12 protein-coding genes are annotated in these 19,912 nt (G+C 56.5%); 2 read left to right on the forward strand and 10 right to left on the reverse strand.

The window, feature by feature from the left end; all coding sequences use genetic code 11:
- Window positions 1-115 precede the first annotated feature (115 nt).
- Complete coding sequence (locus KGP26_RS18790; protein ID WP_223664435.1) at window positions 116-8,767, forward strand: glycoside hydrolase family 94 protein; 8,652 nt, start codon at window positions 116-118, stop codon at window positions 8,765-8,767.
- A 197-nt stretch (window positions 8,768-8,964) separates the two neighbouring features.
- Here the strand turns inward: KGP26_RS18790 and elaB are convergent, their stop codons facing one another.
- From elaB to KGP26_RS18810, 4 genes are all read right to left on the reverse strand, one after another.
- Window positions 8,965-9,276, reverse strand: coding sequence for a stress response protein ElaB (elaB, locus tag KGP26_RS18795; RefSeq protein ID WP_223664436.1), 312 nt, complete (start codon window positions 9,274-9,276; stop codon window positions 8,965-8,967).
- Window positions 9,277-9,419: 143 nt separating this feature from the next.
- Window positions 9,420-9,914, reverse strand: a complete 495-nt coding sequence (locus KGP26_RS18800) for a DUF1097 domain-containing protein (RefSeq protein ID WP_115158196.1) — start codon at window positions 9,912-9,914, stop codon at window positions 9,420-9,422.
- Between the two features lie 224 nt (window positions 9,915-10,138).
- Window positions 10,139-11,380, reverse strand: coding sequence for an MFS transporter (locus KGP26_RS18805; protein WP_021805983.1), 1,242 nt, complete (start codon window positions 11,378-11,380; stop codon window positions 10,139-10,141).
- A 139-nt stretch (window positions 11,381-11,519) separates the two neighbouring features.
- Window positions 11,520-12,383: a DMT family transporter gene (locus tag KGP26_RS18810; protein ID WP_223664437.1), complete on the reverse strand. Its 864-nt coding sequence runs from the start codon at window positions 12,381-12,383 to the stop codon at window positions 11,520-11,522.
- Window positions 12,384-12,630: 247 nt separating this feature from the next.
- On the opposite strand from KGP26_RS18810, the gene KGP26_RS18815 reads away from it, so the two are divergent.
- The gene (locus KGP26_RS18815) at window positions 12,631-13,503 is read left to right on the forward strand and encodes a LysR family transcriptional regulator (protein ID WP_094981982.1); all 873 of its coding nucleotides are present in this window, start codon (window positions 12,631-12,633) and stop codon (window positions 13,501-13,503) included.
- 57 nt (window positions 13,504-13,560) lie between these two features.
- Here KGP26_RS18815 and nuoN read toward each other — a convergent pair whose 3' ends face one another.
- The 6 genes from nuoN to nuoI form a co-directional block, all read right to left on the reverse strand.
- Window positions 13,561-15,018 carry an NADH-quinone oxidoreductase subunit NuoN gene (gene nuoN, locus KGP26_RS18820; RefSeq protein ID WP_021805986.1) on the reverse strand — a complete coding sequence of 486 codons (1,458 nt, stop codon included), beginning with the start codon at window positions 15,016-15,018 and terminating at the stop codon, window positions 13,561-13,563.
- A 6-nt stretch (window positions 15,019-15,024) separates the two neighbouring features.
- Window positions 15,025-16,554 carry an NADH-quinone oxidoreductase subunit M gene (nuoM, locus tag KGP26_RS18825; RefSeq protein WP_021805987.1) on the reverse strand — a complete coding sequence of 510 codons (1,530 nt, stop codon included), beginning with the start codon at window positions 16,552-16,554 and terminating at the stop codon, window positions 15,025-15,027.
- A gap of 98 nt (window positions 16,555-16,652) precedes the next feature.
- Entirely contained in the window at window positions 16,653-18,500 is a 1,848-nt protein-coding gene (gene nuoL / locus KGP26_RS18830; RefSeq protein WP_223664438.1) for an NADH-quinone oxidoreductase subunit L, read from the reverse strand.
- Window positions 18,497-18,799, reverse strand: coding sequence for an NADH-quinone oxidoreductase subunit NuoK (gene nuoK / locus KGP26_RS18835; protein WP_021178516.1), 303 nt, complete (start codon window positions 18,797-18,799; stop codon window positions 18,497-18,499). Before nuoK ends, nuoL begins: the two co-directional genes overlap by 4 nt.
- On the reverse strand, window positions 18,796-19,356 hold the full coding sequence (gene nuoJ, locus KGP26_RS18840; protein WP_021805989.1) for an NADH-quinone oxidoreductase subunit J: 561 nt from the start codon (window positions 19,354-19,356) through the stop codon (window positions 18,796-18,798). Before nuoJ ends, nuoK begins: the two co-directional genes overlap by 4 nt.
- A 13-nt stretch (window positions 19,357-19,369) precedes the next feature.
- Window positions 19,370-19,912 carry an NADH-quinone oxidoreductase subunit NuoI gene (gene nuoI, locus KGP26_RS18845; protein WP_021178518.1) on the reverse strand — a complete coding sequence of 181 codons (543 nt, stop codon included), beginning with the start codon at window positions 19,910-19,912 and terminating at the stop codon, window positions 19,370-19,372.

A 19,912-nucleotide genomic window follows, 5' to 3' on the forward strand; every position in this document is an offset into this window, starting at 1 on the left:
GTTCCTGCCGCAGTGAAATCTTGTCATATCAAATCGATAGTTAAATCAAGATGTTCACAGCCTCCCAACGGTATTAACCCGCTGTCCTTTGGGTCAGATGTAAGGAGCTTTTTGCGTGAAAGAAATACTTATCAATTGGTTAAAGAAGCAGCGCCGACACCCCAAAGTAGCTCGGTTGCCCTTACGGCATAACCGTGCCACGGCCGAAACCCCTCCCGCCAGCAACATCAAGGCAGAGCTGTTTTCGGTCGACCAAATGGAACGCTATGGCCAGCGCCTGGCACGCTCCCATAAGCTGGCAACCCATAAAACGCCCTACTATTTGCTCAAACGTCTCGATAACAACGAGCAGGTATTAACGGACAGTTGCCGCAGGTTGAGCAACGACAAGAGAAACACCATGACCCCGGCGGGCGACTGGCTGCTGGATAACTTTTATCTTATCGAGGAGCAGATCCGCGTCGTTCGGCACCATCTGCCGAAAACCTTCGGCCGTGGGCTGCCGCAGTTAACCGCCCCGCACAATTGCCCACGCATTTTCGATATCGCCACCGAAGCCATTGCTCATGGCGACGGGCGATGGGATGCCGAGAGCCTGACGCGCTATATTGCCGCCTACCAAAAAGAGGCCAATCTGACCCTGGGCGAGCTGTGGGCGCTACCGGGCATGCTGAGGCTGGCACTCATTGAAAACCTGCGCCGCGTGGCGGTAGAAGTGGCTCAGGCACAGGAAGAACGCAGCCTGGCCGATAGTTGGGTGACCAAAATGCTGGAATCGGCGGAAAACGATCCGGCCAACCTGATCATTGTGATTGCCGATATGGCGCGCTCCAACCCGCCCCGCACCAGCGCCTTCGTGGCAGAACTGGTGCGTCGTCTGCAGGGGCACGGCACCATGCTGGCGCTACCGCTGACCTGGGTTGAGCAACGCCTGGCCGAAGTCAGCCTGACCTCCGATGAGCTTATCCATCGTTTCAACCAACAACTGGCGGTCAGCCAACTTTCCGTCAGCAACAGTATCGCCGGCCTGCGGCAACTGAGCGAAATGGATTGGGCAGAATTTGTTGAGACCATGAGCAAGGTCGATCAGACGCTGCGCGAAGACCCCACCGGGGTTTATCCTTTAATGCATTTCGATACCCGTGACAACTATCGCCATGTGATCGAGAGGCTGGCTCGCCACTGTTCTCACAACGAGGTGGAGGTCGCACAACACGCTCTGAATATGGCACGGATCGCCGCCGAAGATCCGCGCAACGATCCACGCACTCATCACATCGGCTATTACCTGATTGACCATGGCCGCACGCAGTTAGAGCAACAGCTTGACGTGCGGCTTAGCCGTATTACGCGCATCCGTCAGGCGCTCAGCCAATCCCCACTGCTTTCCTGGCTGGGCAGCATCAGCCTGCTCACGACGGCCTGCTGGGCTTTGCTGTTACGCCATGCCCATCAAACCGGACTCACCTGGGGGTTGTTGATCTTGCTGTTCCCATTAGGGATGGTGCTCGCTCAGTTCGTCATCAGTCTGCTCAGTGAGGTCACCACCCGCAGCCGTTCTCCGCAGCCGTTGCCAAGGCTGGATTTTTCCTGTGGTATCCCGGCAGAGTTCCGTACGCTGGTTGCCATTCCCACGCTGATAAGCAGCAAGTCCGGCATTGACCAGTTGATCAACACGCTGGAAGTTTGTTATCTGGGCAACGCCATTAAACACCTGCATTTTGCCCTGCTCACCGACTTCAATGACTCGCCCCGGCAACAGCAGCCCGACGATACCGAACTGCTGGCCTATGCCAGCCAAAAGATGAACGAGCTCAATGCAAAGTATGCCTGCGAAGGGCCAAGCCACTTTTTCCTGTTCCATCGCGATCGCCAATGGAATGAAAAACAGCAGAGCTGGATGGGGCTGGAGCGTAAACGTGGCAAGTTGAACGCGCTGAACGACTGGCTGCGTAACCGTGGCAATGCGTTTACCACTCAGGTTGGCCAAGGGCTGGAGGTGCTGAAAAACGTCAAATACGTGATCACCCTGGACAGCGATACCGTGCTACCGCGTGAAACCGCACACCGGCTGATCGCCGCTATGGCCCATCCCCTGAATCAACCTCAGTATGATGCCAAACTGCAGCGAGTGGTGGAGGGTTATGCCATCCTGCAACCCCGCATGGCCGAAGAGATCCCTGCTTATGGTCAGAGCCGTTATGCTGCCCTGTGCAGCAGCACGCCGGGCAACGATCCTTATACCCAGATGGCTTCAGATATCTATCAGGATCTGTTTGGCGAAGGCTCGTTTATCGGCAAAGGGATTTATGATGTTGACGTCTTCTCCCACAGCCTGAAGGGCACCTGCCCGGAAAACCTGGTGTTAAGCCACGATCTGCTGGAAGGCTGCTATGCCCGTTCCGGTTTATTGAGCGATGTCTTGCTCTATGAGCAGTATCCAAGCAACTATCTGGTCGATGTTGCCCGCCGTACTCGCTGGATCCGCGGCGATTGGCAGCTGTTTAACTGGCTGTTGCCCCGGGTCATCACCGAAGACGGTTCGCGGGCCGCTAACCCATTAAGCCCCCTGTCGCGCTGGAAACTGTTCGATAACCTACGCCGCAGCCTGGTAGCCCCCTGCTTTCTGTTGCTGTTGTTCTTTGGCTTAACCTGGCTACCGGATACCCCATACTGGTTGGCGGTGTTCGCCATTATTCTGCTGCTGCCTACGCTACTGGCGCTGTTGCAGGATGTGGTGCGTAAGCCCCCGCGTCGGCCTGTTATTCAGCACTTGCAGTTGGCACTGAAGGGCTCACTGCATCGGCTGTCTCAGATTGGCCTGCGTCTGGCCGAGCTACCTCATGAAGCCTGGTTCAGCCTAAAGGCCATTGGTATCACCCTGTGGCGTCTGTTGATCAGCAAACGCAATCTGCAAGAGTGGACCAGCTTCGACCAATCCAAACACCACCTGACCGTCACGCTGGCGAATTTTTATCGTAACCTGTGGATCAACCCGTTGGCAGGTGTTGCACTGTTGCTATTGGCCGCTTTTTCCAGCCCGGTAGCGCTGTTAGCCGCTATCCCGCTGGCCGCCTTGTGGATCCTGTCGCCGTACCTGCTTTATTCGCTTAGCCTGGAGCCACAGCGCAGCAAAACGGCCATCGACGATCGCCAGCGCCGTTTCCTGCGCCAGAGCAGCCGAGAAACCTGGGAGTTTTTTGCCACCTTTGTCAACCAGCAGGAAAACTGGCTGCCGCCGGATAACTACCAGGAAATTCCAGAGCCGGTGGTGGCACATCGCACGTCACCCACCAATATCGGGCTGGCGCTGTTGGCCGACCTTACCGCCTATGACTTCGGCTATATCACCCTCAGTTCGGCCTTGCAGCGTATTACCCTGACGCTGAATACGCTCGATCGCATGGAGCATTACCGTGGTCACCTATACAACTGGTACGACACGCGCACTCTGGAACCTCTGAATCCACGGTATGTTTCCAGCGTGGACAGCGGTAATTTCGCGGGCCATCTGCTAACCCTGAGCGCGGGCCTGCCAGGGTTAGCCATGCAGCCAGTTATCGAGCCAGCCCGTATTCTGGCCGGATTAGAAGATACGTTGCTGATACTGGAGCAACACTGGGGTAACGCCGCACCGAAAGGATTAACCAAACTGCGCAAACACTGGGAACAGGCGCAGAACGCCCATCCGGCGGCACTACAGGCTGAACTCAATGAAATGCGTAACCACTGTAATGGATTGCAGGACCCCGCTCTGCAACAGGGTGACGAGGTCAAACGCTGGGCCGGCAACCTGCACCAGCAGCTCAACGAACTGTGCGCCGAATGGGCATTATGGTTTGGCTGGCTGAGCGACAGCATGCCGGAGCTGGAACAAATCCCTGGTTTGCATTGGCTGGCCAACCCACCTAAACAACTGACGTTGTCGACAGAACAGCAAACGCAGTTGGATACCGTACAGCAATTGGCAAGGGAACGCCTGGAACAGTTGGCTCAGCTGGCCCAACGCCTGACAGCAATGGCGCAAATGGACTTCAGCTTCCTGTATGACGAAGCCACCCATTTGCTGACCGTCGGTTTCAACTGCGATCAAAACCGTGCCGACAGTGGTAAATACGATCTGCTGGCCTCGGAAATCCGCCTGACCAACTATGTCGCCATTGCCACCAACCAAATTCCACAACGGAGCTGGTTTGCCTTAGGCAGGCTGTTTACGGTGATCGACAAGGAGCCAGCGCTGATGTCCTGGAGCGGCTCGATGTTTGAGTACCTGATGCCGCAACTGGTGATGCCTGCCTATCCCGATACGTTGCTGGTACAGATGTGCCGCTCTGCAGTGGAGCGGCAAATTGCCTGGGGCAAAGAGCGCGGCGTACCGTGGGGGATTTCCGAGTCCGGTTACTTCGGCTTTGACGCTTTGCAAAACTACCAGTATCACGCCTTTGGTGTGCCGGGTTTAGGGCTGCGGCGTGGACTGGGTGACGACATGGTGATCGCCCCTTACGCCACCATGATGGCGCTGATTGTCGATCCGGACAGTGCCTGTAGCAACCTGGTGGAACTGGAAAAAAACGGTGCCAAGGGCCGTTATGGCTTCTATGAAGCACTGGACTACACCACTTCACGCCTCAGCCGGGGGCAGCTGTATGTCATTGTTCGCTCCTATATGGCTCACCACCAGGGTATGAGTTTCCTGGCGCTGTCACACCTGTTGCTGGATGCGCCGATGGTGAAACGCTTTGCCAGTTACCCCGCCTTCCAGTCGACCCGTTTGCTGTTGCAGGAACGGGTGCCTGATGCGGTTGAGCTTTACAGCACCCGCCGCCACTTCGAAACCCATGAAGGCGCGATTAAACCGGCTAGCTTCGCCGCACGTGAATTCACCCGTGTGGATACACCGATCCCGGAAGTTCAGTTGCTGTCGAATGCCAACTACCACCTGATGATCACCCAAACCGGCGGTAGCTACAGCCGCTGGCAGAATCTGGCGCTGACCCGCTGGCGTGAGGATGCCACCTGCGATAACTGGGGGGCGTTCTGCTACCTGCGCGATCCGCAAACCGGCGAGGTGTGGAGCAATACCTGGCACCCTACCGGCGAAACCGAGAAAGGCGGCTATCGCGCGGTCTTCAACGATGCCGGGGCGGAATTCCAACGCAAGCAGGGGCTACTGTCGGTGAAAACCCAGGTGGTGATCTCCCCTGAGGACGACATCGAACTGCGGCGCTTAACCTTGGTGAACCGGGGCAAACAGCCGCGGACCATTGAGATCACCAGCTATGCCGAAGTGGTGCTGGCCCCGGCCAGCAACGATTTGGCGCACCCGGCGTTCAGCAATCTGTTTGTCCAAACCGAACTGTTGCCGGAACAGGATGCCATTCTGTGCCATCGCCGTCCGCGTGAGCCGAAAGAGAAATCGCCGTGGTTGCTGCATATGATGTCGGTCCAGGGTGCCAGCAGTAAAACCTCCTTTGAAACCGACCGGGCCAAGTTTATCGGCCGTGGCCGCACGGCAGCCAACCCGCAGGCGCTATATCAGAATCAACCCCTGACCAATAGCGCCGGGCCGGTGATCGATCCGATCATCGCCATCCGTCAGCGGATCCGGCTGGAACCCAACGTGCCGCTGACTCTGGATATCTTCTACGGCGTGTGTGAAGACCGCGCCACCAGCCTGGCGATGTTGGAGAAGTATCGCGACCGCCATATGGCCGACCGTATTTTCGAACTCGCCTGGTCGCACAGCCAGGTGGTGTTGCGCCAGTTGAACGCTAACGAAGAAGACGCCAATCTGTTTAATCGTCTGGCCAGCGCGGTGGTGTTCCCGGCGCAGGAAATGCGTGCCGCCAGCAATGAAATCATCAATAACCGCCGCGGGCAGTCAGGCCTGTGGGGCTATTCGATTTCCGGCGATCTGCCGATCGTGCTGCTGTCCGTCACCGACAGTGAGAATATCGGGCTGGTGCAACAGCTCATTCAGGCGCACAACTACTGGCGGTTGAAAGGATTGCTGGTCGACCTGGTGATCCTCAATGAGGATTCCGGTGGTTACCGGCAAGATCTGCAAAATCGGATCATGGGGCTGATCGCCGCCGGGATGGAGTCTTCCCTGACGGACAAACCCGGAGGGATCTTCGTCCGTTCCAGTGAACATATGTCACCGGAAGATCACACCTTGCTGCTGAGCGTAGCGCGGATCTATCTGGATGACCGCCGCGGTGGCCTGACGGAGCAACTCAACCAACGGTTGCAATTGCCGCAAACGCTGCAACAGCCATTAGGGCCGCCGACCGCCTCCTCCAAACTGGCTACCATGGCCAATCTGCCGCGTAATTTGCATTCGCCACAGTTGCCAATCATCGACAAGCTCCAGTTCTACAACGGATTTGGCGGGTTCTCAGAGGATGGCAGCGAATATGTGATCGCCATGAACGAAAGCAAGGTAACGCCAGCGCCGTGGTCAAACGTTATCGCCAACCCGATGTTCGGTTCGGTGATCTCTGAAAGTGGCCAAGCCTACACCTGGTATGAGAATGCGCATGAATACCGCCTGACGCCTTGGGATAACGATCCGGTCAGCGATCGCAGCGGCGAGGCTTTCTATCTGCGCGATGAAGAGAGTGGCCACGTCTGGTCACCAACGCCGCTGCCCGCCCGTGGGCGTGGTCATTACCTGACGCGTCACGGCTTTGGTTACAGCGTGTTTGAACACCGGGAAGGCGGTATCGACAGCCAGTTGACGATGCTGGTTGCCAAAGACGCTCCGGTGAAACTGTTCCTGCTGACGCTCACCAACACTTCTGGCCGTACGCGGAAGCTCTCGACTACCGGCTATGCCGAGCTAATTCTCGGTGATTTGCGCCAGAAATCGGCGATGCACGTGGTCACCCGCGTAGCCACACCACCTGGTGGCTGTGGCATCCTCGCCACCAACCATTACACCAGCAGCGGATCGCCACGTACTGCGTTCTTCGGCGTTACCGGCGTCCATTGCTCAGTCACTGGCGATCGGCGGGAATTCATTGGCCGTAACGGTTCGTTGGCCGCTCCTGCCGTACTTAAGCTGCGGCGGTTATCCGGCAAGACCGGTGCCGGGTTGGATCCTTGTGGCGCAGTTCAATCGGCCATCAGCATGATCGATGGCGATCAACGCAGCTTTGTGTTTGCGCTTGGTCTGGGACAAGATGCCGACGAAGCCGAATCTCTGCTGCGTCAGTATCTCAGCGAAGAGGCATTGCAACACGAATTGCAGCAGGTCGCTGCCCACTGGGACAAGATCCTCAACAAGGTGCAAATCGGTACGCCTCATCCCGCGGTTAACTTGCTGGCTAACGGCTGGTTGCTGTATCAAACCCTCTCCTGCCGCATTCACGCGCGCAGCGGTTATTACCAGTCCGGCGGCGCATTTGGCTTCCGCGATCAGCTCCAGGATACCCTGGCCCTGACGCATGCCTTGCCTGAGCGGATGCGTGAGCAGATCCTGCTGTGTGCTTCGCGCCAGTTTGTTGAGGGCGACGTTCAGCACTGGTGGCATCCTCCGCAGGGCAACGGGGTGCGCACCCGCTGCTCCGATGATTACCTGTGGTTGCCGCTGGCCATTTGCCACTACCTCGACGCGACCGAAGACTCATCGATCCTCGAAGAACAGGTGGGTTATCTGGAGGCCCGTATACTGGCACCGGGTGAAGAGTCTTCTTATGAACAGCCTGGTGTCAGCTCGAAACAGGAAAGCCTGTATCTGCACGGGGCCAGGGCGCTGAAGCATGGCCTGACCTTTGGCGAGCATGGTTTGCCGCTAATGGGTGCCGGTGACTGGAACGACGGCATGAACATGGTGGGATTGGAAGGCCGGGGTGAGAGCGTTTGGCTGGGCTTCTTCCTGTTCTATATTCTGCAACGTTACGGCAAACTGGCCACCCGCCGCGGCGATCTGGAACTGGCAGAACTGTGCCGCGAGGAAGCAGAAAAACTGCGCGCCAACCTGCACAACAACGCCTGGGATGGCGAATGGTATCGCCGTGGTTACTTCGATAGTGGAGAACCGCTGGGTTCACACCAAGCGGCAGAATGTCGCATTGATGCCATCGCCCAGAGTTGGTCGATCCTTTCCGGTGCGGGTGACAAAGATCGCAGCGCACAAGCAATGCAATCTCTGGATAAGCACCTGGTGGACGACCAGGCCGGCATCATCAAACTGCTGACCCCACCTTTTGACGGCAACGGCCCGAATCCTGGCTACATCCGGGGTTATCTGCCCGGCGTGCGAGAAAACGGCGGTCAATACACTCACGGGGCGGTATGGGCAGTGATGGCGTTTGCCGAGATGGGCAATATCGAGCGCGCCTGGGAACTGATGACGCTGATCAACCCCATCAACCACAGCCTGGATAGCACCGCGGCGGAGCGCTACAAGGTCGAACCTTATGTCGCCACGGCGGATATTTACGCGGTCGCCCCGCACGTTGGGCGCGGAGGATGGAGCTGGTATACCGGCTCGGCGGGCTGGATGTATCGGTTGATCGTCGAGTCGCTGCTGGGGCTAAAACGCCACGGCAATACGCTTTCCATCCATACCCGCTTACCGGCAGATTGGCCACCGGTCACCCTAACCTACCGTGAAGGGGAGAGTGAATATCACTTCACCCTACGCCAAGGGGAAGGAGAAACGCAGGTGATGATTGATGGTGTGTTGCAGCAGGAAGCGGTAATTACCTTGACTGAGGAGGCTAAAACCTACCTGGTGGAGGTAATTCTGGGAAAGCAATAAGGTACGCAGTAGCTAAATAGCTATGTTTAATAGCGCTACACCCGAAGCTTGAGACAGGAGGGAGTCATTGCAGGTTAGCCGACCGTTGAGCGCATGGATGCGCGATTGCGAGCCCCCAGGGACGGGTTTACGGCGTGTCGGCTTTCTGCATGACTCCTTCCTGTGACACTATTCGGCAGCTATCGCGCTCATTGGTGTTACTTGCGGGCCAGCAATAGCCCAAGCACCAAACCTACCGTGGCACCAATGCCAACGCTATGCCAAGGCTTGTCATGGACATAGTCATCGGCACGACATGCCACCTCTTTCGCCCGCACGTAATAACATTCTGAGCTATTTGCCAGACGCGACTTGATGTCTTTTAGCGCCCGCTCGGCATGGGCTTTGATATCCGTATAAGCCTGATCGGCTCGATCGCCAGAGTAATCCAACACGTCTTGCAGTGTGTCACTCAGCATTCTCAGATCGTCGTCCAGCGTCGTTTGGTTCTCGTTTCGATTTATCGCCATCTTTAAGCTCTCCGTTATTAACAAATTCAACGTTGCTTAACCATCAACAATCATTGGTCATAGTCCCATGGTAGGACACGACCTGGATACACGCCATCGGAATGTTGATTAAAAAAGAGGCGAGGCAAGATACTGACGCCCTTTCAGGCGTCGGTGGAGGCTTGTTCGGCCAGCGCTACAGAGGGCGATTTACGGCGTGCGGCCAGCCACAAGCCACTGTTTTTCATGGCGTAGCCAAACAATAGCCCGACCAGCAGTGAGACGGTGATCAATGGCCAGTTGCCATCACCGGCGAAGGTGGCGCAGGCACCGATAAAAGTCCCGGGAACAAAACCTAACCATTGTTGTTTGGCCTGAATGCACATCAGGAAGGCGACGATGCCAGTCAGCAGGTAGCCCAGAATGCTCCAGGCAGGTTCCAACGCGCTGCCGTGAATGATGACCATCGCCCAGAACACGCCGCTCAAGCAGGTCAGCGTGCTGATCGCCAAGCCCTTGAGGCCACCTTGCGGGCAGGCAAAATAGGCCGTGCAGCCAAGAAAGCCCGCCCAACTGATTAGCCCAAGGCTGATGGCAACCCAGCCCCATACGCCGGAGAGAATACCGGTAGTTACCGCAATGGCAAAAATGACGTTCATAATCCTGATCCGCTAAAAATAATCCACACAGTTTACGCGAAATCAGTCAATACGATGTGATAAAAATCACATCAATAGTGCAAATTGATGCATTGTAATCATTAAAATGAGATATTAATCACAAAATAGGGCATTTTTTCATCATCCTACGCGAAAAAACCGCTAGCCACATGATTGAATAAAGGCGGTGATCACAAGAGCGACCACCAGCCAAATAGCCAGGTTCAGCGCGGGAAGCCCACTCGCGTAACCCATAGCCCCAACACCACGCAGACGATGACAGTCACCAGGAATAATAGGTTTACCGCCAGATGCAGACTGGCATGGTCGATGATACTGCCAAGTAGAATGGGCACCCAGTTGGCAACATAAGCAATCACATAGAACAGCGAGATCAGGCGTGCATGGCTGGCTTGGGGTGAAATCAGGTTAACCAGCGTCGCACTGCCGACAAAGATGGCTCCGTAAGCATAACCGGCAATGACCATCCCCGCAGCGGCCAGCCCCAGTGAATGGATCTGAATGGCTTCGGCAAAGACCACCACCGCTAACGCCTGTGCCAGGCAGCCAAACATCAGCGAATGGCGTGCATTGATTTGACGACTCAGGATCTGGCTGGCCCCGGCAATCAGCAGGTAGACCGCAATCACATAGCCGAAACTGCTGCGGTTTTGCATACCCAGCAGCGTTTCCGCCACGTTGGGGCCGATCGCCAGGATGCTGGCAGCCAGCGCCCAACAGACAAACAGCGCGCCGGCACACACGAAAAACCGGCTCCCGGTCGCGCGCAGGCCCGCAGCTAAGGTATTTTCCCCTGCCCCAGTATCCTCAGCCAAACGGACGCCAGCTTTGACCACCACGCGCGCAGGCCAGCTCAGCATAATCCCCAAAGCGGCAATCGTTGCCACCGCCATGATGATCACAAACGGCAGCGAGGTGGTATGAAAACCGGTCTGCAACGCTATACCACTAAAAATCGGCCCCAATGCCAACCCGGCAGTAAAGGACAAGGTAGCAATTAGCGCCGCCTGCTTGCCACCGTCCGCAGGGCCAAAACGCACCAACGCAATATTTGCCGCACCGGTCAACGCCCCCGTGCCTACACCGGCCAGCAAGCGAGCCATCAACATCAGGGAAAATGAATCAGCCAGGGCAAAAAGCAATGCTCCCAACAACACCACCAGCAGCGCCGGGACGATCATGCTGCGTAAATCTTTTACCTTGCCAGCCAGGTTGCCCACGGCGAACAGGGAAATCAGTACGCCAGCGGCATAAGCCCCGTAGATCAGGGTCAGGCTGACCGAGGTCAGTGCCAGTTGCTGTTGGTACAAGGGATAAAGCGGCGTTGGTGCACTGCTGTTGAGCAGTGCCGACATCAATGCCAGCGCTAGAAACAGTACAATGGCTCCAGGCGAGGAGGCCGTGTTGGCTCGCGCGGTTTTATCAACGGCTACACCGTCGGACATGATTTTCTCCCTAAATACGCAGGCAAATCACCTCACCCGCAAAATATCAGGCGCTCATCATAGCGTTCAGAGCAGACCGCCAAAACCACCAACAATGCAGCACTATGATGCATTGTTGCAGGTGGCCAGAGCGGCAAAATCACACCGAAGCCGTGGCTACCTTTTTAGCGGGTGCACGGCGCAAAATGGCCAACGCTCCGGAAAGGATGATCAGCACCATCCCCGCCGCGGCGATAAACGACAGGGTCTGGGCAAAAATCAGGTAGCCGAGCAGCGTGGAGAAAATGATCGTGCTGTAGGAAAGAATGCCGACGGTGACCGCATTGCCACCGCCATAGGCGCGGGTCATGGTGATCTGCCCCAGGCTGCCGAATACGCCGATAGCGCAGACATACAGCAGGCTGGTGGCATCCAACGCCGCGAATCCGACAATCGAACTCATCACCACGCCGAACAAGGTACCAACCAGAGAGAAGTAGAACACCACACGCAGTTCAGGCTCCCCGGTACGCACCAGTTTGCCGACGTTGAAATAGGCCAGTGCCGTCAGCAATCCTGACAGCAAGCCAATCAAGGTGGCGGTATATTCCCCGTTCGGTACATCTGGACGCAACAGGATCAGGATGCCCACAAAGCCCAGCAGCACCGAGAACAGCAACCTGCCGGTCAGTTGGCCTCTTGCCGTGACGAAGGTGATCACCGATTGGAAAATCGGATTGGTATAGCCCAGCGTGGTTGCGGTAGCGATAGGCAGATGGATCAGCGCATAGAAGCCGCAATACATGGCCGCATTGCCAATCGCGGCGCGCTTCATGTGCAAGCCAAGATGGCGGGTACGAAAACCGATATTTTTGATTTTTATCAGCGCCGCCACGATGGCCATGTTGATCAATGAACGGTAAAAAATAATATCGAAGAAACCGACCTTGGCCGAAGCCAGTTTGATGCAGGCCCCCATCAGCGCGAAGAACACGCTGGCAGCGACCATCCATAAAGCAACCATGATTTCCCCAGAATGCAGCCCTGCCGGGCTGCAAATAATCTCTTACGCGGCGGTTTTCACCGTCGGAAATGTGTTAGCAGCACCGACCAAGAATACCAGCATTCTTGCGCAAAATGGATTGCCTGCTACAAATAAGCTTGCTCCATAACGTCCCGCAGATGCATTTACTTATCGCTTACCAGATAATAACTCTCTCTGCCGCCGCTGGCGGCCAAAATAGATCGGATGCCACCAAGGACACTGCACAATGAATTGGGATGATGCACGCTTCTTTCTGGCGGTGGCACGCTGCGGTACGTTACGCAAGGCTGCCCATGAACTTCACGTCGATCAAGCTACCGTGGGGCGGCGGATCAGCGCTTTCGAACAGGCGTTGGGTTCAAAACTGTTTATCCGCACGCCAAAATCCTTCTCGCTCAGCCCGCTGGGTGAAGCCATGCTGGCAGAAGTGCTGGCAATGGAAAATGCGGTTCAGGCTATCGCTCGTAAAGCCAGCAGCGGCGATCAAAGCCTGACGGGTGAAGTACGCATCGCTACCACCGATACCTTGGCCGAGGCCTTTGTGATACCGGCACTGAAACGGCTGCGCGAGAAATACCCGCATATCACCATCACGCTACTGACGGCGCTCAATATCTCCGACATCTCCTATCGCGGGGCCGATCTGGCTATTCGTGGTGCTCGCCCTGAATCTGATGAGCTGGTCATCAAACGTCTGGCAACTATTGAGATGGGGTTATATGCCACGCAGGGCTACCTGGATCAACACGGAACGCCGAGTAAAGGCGACCATCTGCGCGGCCACGATTTGCTGATGTTCCCGCGCGAGCTGGTACCACGCCACTGGGACAACTTCGGTGGAGAGCCGTTGAACGAGCCAAACGTGGTGCTGCAATGCAACTCACAGCTGTTACTGCGTTCGGCAACGCGCAACGGGTTGGGCATCGGCCTGCTTTCTTGCTTCCTGGCCGATAGCGATCCCGATCTGGTGCGTATCCTCCCAGAGAATCAGGACTGGGTCGATATCTGGCTGGTGTTACATCCGGATCTGCAACACACGGCAAGAATACGCGCGGTGGTGCAAGAGCTGGAAATCTCGTTTAACGGCGGCGTACTCTAGTCCACAAAAAAACAAGGGCCGCCATTTGGCGACCCTTGTTGTCTAGCTCGAGATCAATCAGAACATCGGCTGTGCCATCTGCACCAGCGTAATCAGCGGCTGCGGGTAGATACCCAGCAACAGCACCAACGCGGCAGAGATCAGCACCACCACACCACCGGCGGTCAACGCCCAGTTGTTTGGCGTATCGCGAACCAGCGTTTCCGGCGCGCTGAGGAACAGGCTGACGGTCACACGCAGGTAGTAGTACAAACCGATCGCACTACCCAGCACCACGGCACCGGTCAACCACCACAGGTGAGCACTAACGCCCATCGCAATCACGAAGAACTTACCGATAAAGCCCAGCGTCATCGGGATACCGGCCAGGGAAAGCATCATCACTGTCATAACCGCTGACAGGATTGGCTTGTGCCAGAACAGGCCGCGATAGGAGAACAGCGAGTCCGCGTCCGGGCCACGGTACGGGCTGGACATCAGGCTAACCACACCGAAGGCACCCAGGCTGCTGAACAGGTAACCGGCCAGATACACCCCGGCGGTTTCCAGCGACAGCTGGTGGGTTTGCACCGCAACCAGCGCTACCAGCAGATAACCCAGGTGAGCGATCGAGGAGTAACCCAGCAGTCGCTTGATGTTGGTCTGGCTGATCGCCATCAGGTTACCGAACAGGATCGAGCAGACGGCGATGATCGACAACACCATCCGCAGCGCTTCGTTGTCGGCAGCCGGTGCGTACAGGAACAGACGCATCACGACGGCGAAGATCGCAATCTTGCTGGCGGTAGCCAGGAAGGTTGAGACCGGCGCTGGCGCCCCTTGATACACATCCGGCGTCCACAGCTGGAAAGGTACCAGGGAGAGTTTGAAGCCCAGACCGACGATCATCATGCCCATGCCTGCCAGGATCAGCGGCTGATGCATCATGTTCTCCTGCATGCTTTTGCCCAGGCCTGCCAGTGACAGGTCACCGGATTCGGCATACAGCAGTGCCATACCGAACAGCAGGAAGCTGGAGGCCGCCGCAGACAGCACCATGTACTTGATGGCCGCTTCCAGCGAACGCTTCTGGCGATAGGCATACCCTATCAGACCAAACAGCGGCAGCGAGATCAGCTCAATACCCAGGAACAGTGAAGCCAGGTGGTTGGCGCTCGCCAGCAGAATGCCACCCATGGTAGCAATCAGCACCAGCAGGTAGAACTCTTCGCGGTTATCCGGGTAACCCACCAGCCATGGATAGGCAAAGGTACAGGTTGCCAGACTCGCCAGCACCACCAGCCCGGTGTAGAACATCGAGTAACCGTCAACCCGCACCAGCGGGGTGACGTCCATTGGGCCTACCTGGCCAACAAAGTAGAGTGAAAGCAGCGCCAGGTTAAGACCGATCACTGTCAGGGTGGCGTTGATAAAGTGGTCGCGTCGCCACGCAATGCACAGCATCACAACCACCACCGTCAATCCGACGATCAACAGCGGTAACAGTGCGATCAGTTGTTGAGGAGTTATTGTCATGGCGAATTACGGCCTTGTTGTTGAAATTGCTGAAACTGACGGACCAAACCAGTGTTGCACGTTGCTCATCGCCGCACTTGAGGTATCGAGGATTGGCTGAGGATAGACACCCAGCAGCACCAGCAGTACCACCAACAGCAGAATGATAAACAGTTCACGTGCGGTCATGCCCGGCAACGGTTGATCAGATTTCGGGGTGCCGTAGTAGGCACGCTGCATCATGATTAACGAGTAAACCGAAGCAAACACCAGACCGAAGGTAGAAATCACGGTGATCACTGGTACAACCTGGAAGCTGCCGAACAGGATCATGAATTCACCGACGAAGTTACCGGTACCCGGCATCCCCAGAGTTGCCACCGCGAAGAACAGTGACAGCGCAGGAAGGTACTTGATACGTCCCCACAGGCCGCCCATCTGACGCATATCGCGAGTGTGCAGACGTTCGTACAACTGGCCACAGATGATGAACATACCAGCGGCAGACAAACCGTGAGCGATCATCTGGATAACCGCACCCTGGTAAGCCAGCTGGCTACCGGTGTAGATGGCGATCAGTACGAAGCCCATATGGGAAACGGAGGTGTAGGCAATCAGACGTTTGATATCGGTCTGTGCGAACGCCATCCAGGCACCGTAGAAGATACCAATCACACCCAGCCACATGGCGATAGGGGCAAACTCGGCGGACGCGTTCGGGAACAGCGGCAGGCTGAAACGCAGCAGGCCGTAGGCCGCCGTCTTCAGCAAGATCCCCGCCAGGTCGACAGAACCCGCCGTTGGTGCCTGGCTATGCGCATCCGGCAACCAGCCGTGCAATGGCACCACCGGCATTTTCACCGCGAACGCGATGAAGAAGCCCAGCATCAACAGGTATTCAACGTTGTGCGACATTGGGGTTTTCAGCAGATCTTCGTAGTTGAAGGTCCACACGCCGGTCGCATTGTAGTGCACGAATACCAGGCCCAGGATCGCAATCAGCATCACCAGACCGCTGGCCTGGGTATAGATGAAGAACTTGGTTGCTGCGGTGATACGGGTTTTACCATCCGATGCTTTATGACCCCACAAGGCGATCAGGAAGTACATCGGCACCAGCATCATTTCCCAGAAGAAGAAGAACAGGAACAGGTCGATGGCCAGGAACACGCCAATCACGCCGCCCAGGATCCACAACAGGTTCAGGTGGAAGAAGCCCTGATACTTCTGGATTTCACGCCAGGAACAGAGGATCGCCAGCACGCCCAGGAAACCGGTCAGCACCACCATCAGCAGTGACAGGCCGTCCAGCGCCAGGTGAATGCTGATGCCAAAGCGTGGGATCCACGGCAACATAAACTCAGACTGCCACTGCGGCATGCCCTGCGGTTTTATCAACGAATAGCCCCCCTGCAACCACAGTTGCAGAGAAAGCGCCAACGTCAGCCCCATTGCGATCAACGCTATCCAGCGCGGCGCCTTAGTACCGAAACGCTCGCACTGCCAGCACAGCAGACCGCCGATAAAGGGGATAAGAATTAGCCAAGGTAATAGCATGGCGTTTTGTGTCCCTTATATGAATAATCTAAAAAACTTGTATCGGGCCCTTGTTCGACAAGGGCCGAACCCAAAATGCGTCTGTTTAAATTATTCAGTTAAACCAAAATCAACAGAGCCAGTACCAGCACTGCACCCACACCCATAGACGCGATATACCAGCGGATCTGACCGTTCTCACTCACCGTCAGGCCACGGTTCCCCCAGCGGGAGAACAGCGCAGGCAGGTTCATCAGTGAGTTCAGCGGATCGCTTTGCAGCAGCTTGGCGATGCCCAGGTATGGCTTGACGAACACTTTGTCATACAGCCAGTCGAAGCCCCAGGCATGGAACCACCAGGTCGAGAAGAAACGACCCGGAGCGCTGTTCGCGATGCTGTTGACCAGGCGACGTTGGCCCAGCCACAGCGCAGCTGCCAGCAGGATCCCGACGATAGCGACCACGCCAGAGGCGATCTCCAATGTCAGAACGCTGCCGTGTGCCAGTTCGGTGGTTTCCGGCAGTACACCCTGCAACGGCGGCACAATCATCGCGCCGACGAAGGTGGACAGCACCATCAGAACCAACAGTGGCAGGTGGTGAGTAATACCTTTTCCCGCATGCGCTTTGATTTTCTCTTCGCCGTGGAACACGATGAAGATCATGCGGAAGGTATACAGTGAGGTCATGAATGCACCAATCAGACCGGCAATCATCAGGTTGACGTGGCCGTTCGCCATGGCGCCCGCCAGGATTTCATCCTTACTGAAGAAGCCAGCGGTGACGATAGGCAGAGCAGACAGCGCCGCGCCCCCCACCAGGAAGCACACATACACCAGCGGAATGCTCTTGCGCAGGCCACCCATCTTGAAGATGTTCTGCTCATGATGACAGGCCAGGATGACTGAACCGGAGGACAGGAACAGCAGCGCCTTGAAGAACGCGTGAGTCATCAGGTGGAAGATGGCCGCATCCCATGCCTGCACGCCCAGCGCCAGGAACATGTAGCCAATCTGGCTCATGGTGGAATAGGCAAGTACACGTTTGATGTCGGTCTGCACCAGCGCGGCAAAGCCCGCCAGCAGCAGCGTAACGCCACCAATGATACCGACCAGATTCAGCACTTCCGGCGTCATCAGGAACAGGCCATGCATACGGGCAATCAGGTAGACACCTGCGGTAACCATGGTTGCGGCGTGGATCAAGGCAGATACCGGGGTTGGCCCCGCCATCGCATCTGCCAGCCAGGTTTGCAACGGCAGCTGAGCTGATTTACCGACTGCGCCACCCAGTAACATCAGGGTTGCCCAGGTCAATGCCGTATCGCCAACCGCCAGTTTCTGCGGTGCCAGCACCATCAGTTCACGGATGTTCAGCGTACCCAGCTCGTGGTACAGGATGAACAGCGCAATGGCCAGGAACACGTCGCCCACGCGGGTAACGATGAAGGCTTTCATTGCCGCCGCGCCGTTGGCCGGATCTTTGTAGTAGAAACCGATCAACAGATAGCTGCACAGGCCCACGCCTTCCCAACCCAGGTACATCAGCAGCAGGTTGTCTGCCAGTACCAATACCACCATGCTGGCAATAAACAGGTTGGTGTAAGCGAAGAAGCGGGAGTAGCCCTCTTCCCCACGCATGTACCAGGAAGCATACATGTGGATCAGGAAGCCAACGCCGGTCACTACCGACAGCATGGTCAGGGACAGGCCGTCCAGCACCAGGGTAACGCCGACGTTAAAGTCGCCAACGCTCATCCAGTTCCACAGGCTTTGCTCATACAGCTGCACGCCAGCGGCCTTTTGGCCCAGGAAATCAATCGCCACATACACCGTGACCAGTGCCGCCAGGCCAATCGACCCTACGCCAACGGTCGCCGCGGCGTTTTCAGACCAGCGACCACGGGAAAATGCCAACAGCAGGAACCCGATCAGCGGTAGCAGAATAGTTAAATATAATAGGTTCATCCGCGCATCTCACTGACAGTGTCAATATCCAGGGTATGCCGACGACGGTAGAGCTGTAGCAGCAACGCCAGGCCGATACTGGCCTCGGCTGCCGCCAGACTGATGGCCAGGATGTACATCACCTGCCCGTCGGTTTGGCCCCAATAGCTACCCGCCACGATAAACGCCAACGCCGCAGCGTTGATCATCACTTCCAGACTGATCAGCATAAACAGCAGGTTACGGCGTAACATCAAGCCAGTCAGCCCCAGGACGAATAGGATCGCCGCCAGGATCAGCCCATGTTGAAGAGGGATCATGCTTGGTCCTCCGATTTTCTTTTCGCCATTTCGCTGCTTGCCGGGGTATTGCTGAACACTTCACCCGGTTTGTGCTCACGACCAATGTGGAAGGCAACGACCAGGCCCGCCAACAGCAGCATTGAAGCCAGCTCAACCGCCAGCACGTAAGGACCAAATAGGCTGATCCCAACCGCTTTAGCATCCACCATTTCACCGGTGATGCCCTGATCGGACACGCTGCGGATCGCCACAATCAGCACCACCAGCAAGATCAGTGACAGCAGACCAGGGCCAATCCAGACGGCAGGCTTCAGCCAGTCGCGCTCTTGCTGCTGCACCGCGTTGCCGAGGTTGAGCATCATGACCACGAACACGAACAGCACCATAATGGCACCGGCGTAGACGATGATTTCCAGAGCACCCGCAAAATAGGCACCCAGTGAGAAAAAGACTGCCGAGATCGCCAGTAAAGAGACGATCAGATACAGCAGCGCATGCACAGGATTGGTATGCGAGATGACGCGAATGGTCGCGATAATCGCAATGAACCCTGCCAAATAAAAGGCAATTTCCATGCTTGCTGGCTCCTTAAGGCAACAGACCTTTGACGTCGATCGGTTTGGCTTCGTTTTCGGCTTCGCCTTTGGCTTTGCCGTCAATCGCCATACCGGCCATCCGGTAGAAGTTATATTCCGGATATTTACCCGGCCCCGAGATCAACAGATCTTCTTTTTCGTACACCAGATCCTGGCGCTTGAACTCACCCATTTCGAAATCCGGCGTCAGCTGGATCGCGGTAGTTGGGCAAGCTTCTTCGCACAGACCGCAGAAAATGCAGCGTGAGAAGTTGATGCGGAAAAACTCCGGATACCAGCGGCCATCTTTCTGCTCTGCTTTTTGCAGGGAGATACAGCCAACCGGGCAGGCAACCGCACACAGGTTACAGGCTACGCAGCGCTCTTCACCGTCCGGATCGCGCGTCAGCACGATGCGGCCACGGTAGCGCGGCGGCAGGTAAACCGGTTCTTCCGGATACATCTGGGTTTCGCGTTTGGCGAAGGCGTGTAGGCCAATCATCCAAAGGCTGCGCACCTGGGTGCCGAAACCAACCACTAACTCTTTCAATGTCAT

Origin of the sequence: Serratia sp. JSRIV002, assembly GCF_019968725.1 — a bacterium.
Lineage (GTDB): Bacteria > Pseudomonadota > Gammaproteobacteria > Enterobacterales > Enterobacteriaceae > Chania > Chania fonticola_B.

Coding starts and splice junctions, on each gene's coding strand:
- KGP26_RS18805 (WP_021805983.1), bottom strand. CDS start 11,380: ATGTCCGACGGTGTAGCCGTTGATAAAACCGCGCGAGCCAACACGGCC.
- KGP26_RS18810 (WP_223664437.1), bottom strand. CDS start 12,383: ATGGTTGCTTTATGGATGGTCGCTGCCAGCGTGTTCTTCGCGCTGATG.
- nuoJ (WP_021805989.1), bottom strand. CDS start 19,356: ATGGAAATTGCCTTTTATTTGGCAGGGTTCATTGCGATTATCGCGACC.
- KGP26_RS18800 (WP_115158196.1), bottom strand. CDS start 9,914: ATGAACGTCATTTTTGCCATTGCGGTAACTACCGGTATTCTCTCCGGC.
- nuoK (WP_021178516.1), bottom strand. CDS start 18,799: ATGATCCCTCTTCAACATGGGCTGATCCTGGCGGCGATCCTATTCGTC.
- nuoL (WP_223664438.1), bottom strand. CDS start 18,500: ATGAACCTATTATATTTAACTATTCTGCTACCGCTGATCGGGTTCCTG.
- nuoM (WP_021805987.1), bottom strand. CDS start 16,554: ATGCTATTACCTTGGCTAATTCTTATCCCCTTTATCGGCGGTCTGCTG.
- elaB (WP_223664436.1), bottom strand. CDS start 9,276: ATGGCGATAAATCGAAACGAGAACCAAACGACGCTGGACGACGATCTG.
- KGP26_RS18815 (WP_094981982.1), top strand. CDS start 12,631: ATGAATTGGGATGATGCACGCTTCTTTCTGGCGGTGGCACGCTGCGGT.
- nuoI (WP_021178518.1), bottom strand. CDS start 19,912: ATGACATTGAAAGAGTTAGTGGTTGGTTTCGGCACCCAGGTGCGCAGC.
- nuoN (WP_021805986.1), bottom strand. CDS start 15,018: ATGACAATAACTCCTCAACAACTGATCGCACTGTTACCGCTGTTGATC.